The sequence below is a fragment of the Absiella sp. AM09-50 genome, assembly GCF_003433845.1.
Lineage (GTDB): Bacteria > Bacillota_I > Bacilli_A > Erysipelotrichales > Erysipelotrichaceae > Hoskinsella > Hoskinsella hominis.
The window spans coordinates 1-3,647 of the sequence record NZ_QVFI01000027.1 but is presented as its reverse complement, the minus strand read 5'-3'; the positions used below and the strand labels follow the sequence as shown (position 1 = coordinate 3,647).

The 3,647-nt window shown below is 31.8% G+C and carries 5 protein-coding genes and 2 pseudogenes; all 7 read left to right on the top strand.

The window, feature by feature from the left end:
* Positions 1 to 144 precede the first annotated feature (144 nt).
* Positions 145 to 384 (top strand): annotated as a pseudogene (locus DW114_RS22240) (RHS repeat-associated core domain-containing protein); the annotation flags it as partial.
* 27 nt (positions 385 to 411) lie between these two features.
* Positions 412 to 1,428 (top strand): hypothetical protein, encoded by a 1,017-nt coding sequence (locus tag DW114_RS17195; RefSeq protein ID WP_233509610.1) that lies wholly within the window; start codon positions 412 to 414, stop codon positions 1,426 to 1,428.
* A pseudogene (locus tag DW114_RS22235) lies at positions 1,332 to 1,529 on the top strand (AHH domain-containing protein); the annotation flags it as partial. The gene DW114_RS17195 and the pseudogene DW114_RS22235, both read left to right, overlap by 97 nt.
* Before the next feature lie 6 nt (positions 1,530 to 1,535).
* Complete coding sequence (locus DW114_RS21790; RefSeq protein WP_233509609.1) at positions 1,536 to 1,676, top strand: hypothetical protein; 141 nt, start codon at positions 1,536 to 1,538, stop codon at positions 1,674 to 1,676.
* A 243-nt stretch (positions 1,677 to 1,919) separates the two neighbouring features.
* On the top strand, positions 1,920 to 2,528 hold the full coding sequence (locus DW114_RS17185) for an imm11 family protein (protein ID WP_117454936.1): 609 nt from the start codon (positions 1,920 to 1,922) through the stop codon (positions 2,526 to 2,528).
* A 97-nt stretch (positions 2,529 to 2,625) separates the two neighbouring features.
* Positions 2,626 to 2,802 carry a hypothetical protein gene (locus DW114_RS21350; protein ID WP_158552329.1) on the top strand — a complete coding sequence of 59 codons (177 nt, stop codon included), beginning with the start codon at positions 2,626 to 2,628 and terminating at the stop codon, positions 2,800 to 2,802.
* 132 nt (positions 2,803 to 2,934) lie between these two features.
* Positions 2,935 to 3,647, top strand: a 713-nt coding sequence (locus DW114_RS17180) for an RHS repeat protein (protein WP_147323139.1), incomplete at its 3' end; no start/stop codon positions are given.

Below are 3,647 nucleotides of genomic sequence, written 5' to 3'. Positions count from 1 at the left end.
GGTGAGATCAATATCTATGGACAAGATGAACGATTATCTACAGATTCCAAAACAAGTGATGGTATCAATAAAACAGTCAACTATGTCAATGGAAACAACAACTCTGTGTATGGCTTAGCAACAACAGAAAATGCATGAGGAGATATCCGCTACAAATATAAAACAATCGAATACACAGATTATGGATATAGCGATGACATCAAGAGTGGATTCGGTTATAATGGAGAAGAACAGGATGAAACAGGACTGATCTATCTTCGTGCAAGATATTATAATCCAGTAATAGGACAATTCATCCAGCTAGATGAAAACCGAGGTGATGCAGGCAATATCGAAAGCCAGAACCGCTATGCTTACGCATTAAACAATCCAAATAAATACATCGATAAGAATGGTCGAGCAGCCAGACTGATGAATGATGGAGGAAGTTCTAAGAAAAGCGGAGGACACCGTTCAGGCGGTTTTACTGGCGGTGGAAGATCGACTCAAAAGAAAGCAACAACCCAGATGACATCACAAGATCGCTACAATCTATGGAATGGCAGTGATTCATGGGATAACTATGGAGGAAAGCCAAAGGGTGTGTATGCGACAAAAGCTGATTATGATGCGGCACATCAAAAGCCATCGACGTCATATAAAGCACCACAAACACAAGACCAAAGAAATCCAAAAGCAAAGACAGCGAGTACAACAAGAGTCACATATGTACCAGAGCCAATTTGTGATTTTGTAAAAATAAGTTATATTATGTTAGGGGTTACACTGTCTATAAATAATGAAATAGCTGATGGAATCACAAAAGGCATTAGAAAAACTATAAATAGCAAAATAGAAGAATCAATGTCAAAATTGATAACGCTAATTATTGATCCGGGCAAATTTTTCAATGATATGTTGTCAGAAGCAATCAGTACACTAACATCACAACGTTCATTGACACAAGTTTTTGCAACTTTATTACTCAGTTGTATGACGGGAGGATTAAGTAATGCAATTACTAGTGGTATATTTGTAGGCTCTGGTGAAGTGTATGATGCAGCAAAAAGTGATTTCGATGTGGAAAAGTTTTTGGAAAACAAAGGTGTTAGTGATCCTCAGGAATATATCGGGACAGTCATTGGCGAATATGTATATGTCTATGCTCTAAGCAGGATAAATATGTCAGAAAGCATGAAATCCCAATTCAACTCTATTAAGCAAAGTCTGGAACAAAAATTAAACTCACTTACAAGTGGTTATAGTTATGCAGGGATACCAAATGGATTTTTTGATGAAATAATTGAAATTTATGGTAAAACTAAAGATATTGACTCGCTTAAAGTAATGTTATCAGAAATTTTCAAGATGCACACCCTACTAAACCTGTACAAATACATCATTTTGCTAGTAATAAAAGTAAAGTATATACTCCACAATTCGAACTAATACTTCAAAATTATGAAGATCTAGATTTAGATGGAGAGTGGAATAAAGAACCATTACATCATCAAGGAAGACATCCAAATGATTATCATGATTTTGTATTGCAACAAATGAAAGATATTAATTTAATAGCTCAAGGAAATTCAGAAATATTTAAAAAGGAATTTGAATCAAGAGTTAAAGATGTTATTAGAAATAAAGAAGAAATGCTCTATTCAGCTTATTGGAAAAAATTAAAATCAGGAAGTTAAGATATTTACCAAAAAGTAATTAAAGTTATAAGTAATTATGGTTGTGTTTACTAATTAGTAAAATATATTAAAGTAGAGAATGTTAAATACTATTTGGAAATTTTAGTATACATGTAAAGTATAGATATATATAGAAATATTATCATCAATTAAAATCAAAGATTTAAGATGCGTTAATCTTAAAGGTTCTTAACAGCCTTTAAAGTAAACAAGTAAAAATAATAATGTCGAGGAGGAATTTTCATGATATATAAACTGTTATTTGATGCAGATAGCGAAGAAAATAGAATCAATAAGGGAACACGGACAATTTTCATAGATCATACAAATACTAGAGATATTGAATATCCAGGAATAAAAAAGGAATTTTTTGATACCATTATATTTTCCGAAAATATAATAAAGGATTGGCCTAATGTTAATTTATACTACGATTCAAAAGTATCTGATAAAGAAATCGATTATTTGTACAATGTTATTTCATGGCCAATAATACATGAAAGAGTAAAAACAGTATTTGAATTAAAAAATATAGAAGGAATTACATATTACCCTGTTAAATTAATAGATATAACAAGTGGTAAAGTAAATCAGAATTATTATTTAATGTATATAAATAACTTTATAGATGGATATGATATGGATAAAAGTGAGTACAAATATAATGAAGAATATGATTCATACAGTTTCTTACCTCATGCAACATATTTAAAAAAAGATGTATGCAATCAATATGATATATTTAGATGCAAAAGATTCGTGATACCAATTTTTGTATCAGAAAAAATAAAACAGATTATAGAAGAAAATCAATGGATTGGCTTTGATTTAAGAAAACAAAAAGAAAGCTAATTAATAAGGTATATAAAAAATGAATTCCAAGTTGATTTAAGGTATCATTTAATTAATTTAATCATATATACTTTTTATAAAACTTTAAGCTATAATTATGAAAATAGTTATAGCTTTTAATATTGGAAATTACGGTACATCCAATCTATATGGAGATGCTGTTACTGATGCAAAAAACTGTGAACTTCAAAAGACTGCTTCTTTATTTAAAGAAGGGCATAATGAAGAAGAAATTCTTTATGAATTTTATGAAATTGCATATTTAGTAAAATAGAATAAGCAACATAATGCAGCAACCTATAATCAAAAAGAGGTAAAAAAATACACATATGACAACTATGGCAATGTCATCAAGACGGACAACGAAGGATATATCACAGAAAACAGTTATGATGATCAAAACCAGTTGATCAAAAAAGTAGAAAATACTGATAAGGTAACGACCTATACATATGATATCTTAGGCCGTATGATCAAACAGACACAGAATGGCAAAGTCATCTCTACAAATCAATATGATGCATTAGGCAACGTATTAGAAAAGATGGAAAACGGACTTCGTGTACATTATAGCTATGATGCCATGAATCGTGTCTTAGAAGAATCCTATCCAAACGATAAAGGTGAATACAGTACCATCTATACCCATACATATGATGAAACAGGCAATCTGATCAAGACAACAGATGCCTATGGCAAGAGTAAGAAGATGACCTATACACCATATGGAGAAGTTACCAGTGAAACCGATGAAAACGACCATACGACAAGATATGACTACGATGGTGTCGGTAATATCAAGAAGGTACAAAATGCGCTCGATCGCATCGTAAGATACGAATACGATGGCAATGGCAAGAAGAACAGCTACACGTATGATGCGATGGATGAACTAACAAAATCTATCAAGTACATCAAAGGAAAAGAAGTAACGACGACCTATGCCTATGACTTAAACGGCAATAAAGTAGAGATATCATCCAATGGTAAATTCAAACGATACCACTACAACAAGTATAACCAACTGACAAGCATCTTCACAGAAGAAGGCAGTACAGATATCTACTATGACAAGAATGGCAATATGCGAGATGTCTTATATGCAGGTGGTGGTAAAGA

Bases quoted from the DNA above. Each gene is read 5' to 3' on its own strand.
- DW114_RS17195 (WP_233509610.1), top strand. From the start codon at position 412: ATGAATGATGGAGGAAGTTCTAAGAAAAGCGGAGGACACCGTTCAGGC.
- DW114_RS21790 (WP_233509609.1), top strand. From the start codon at position 1,536: ATGAAAGATATTAATTTAATAGCTCAAGGAAATTCAGAAATATTTAAA.
- DW114_RS17185 (WP_117454936.1), top strand. From the start codon at position 1,920: ATGATATATAAACTGTTATTTGATGCAGATAGCGAAGAAAATAGAATC.
- DW114_RS21350 (WP_158552329.1), top strand. From the start codon at position 2,626: ATGAAAATAGTTATAGCTTTTAATATTGGAAATTACGGTACATCCAAT.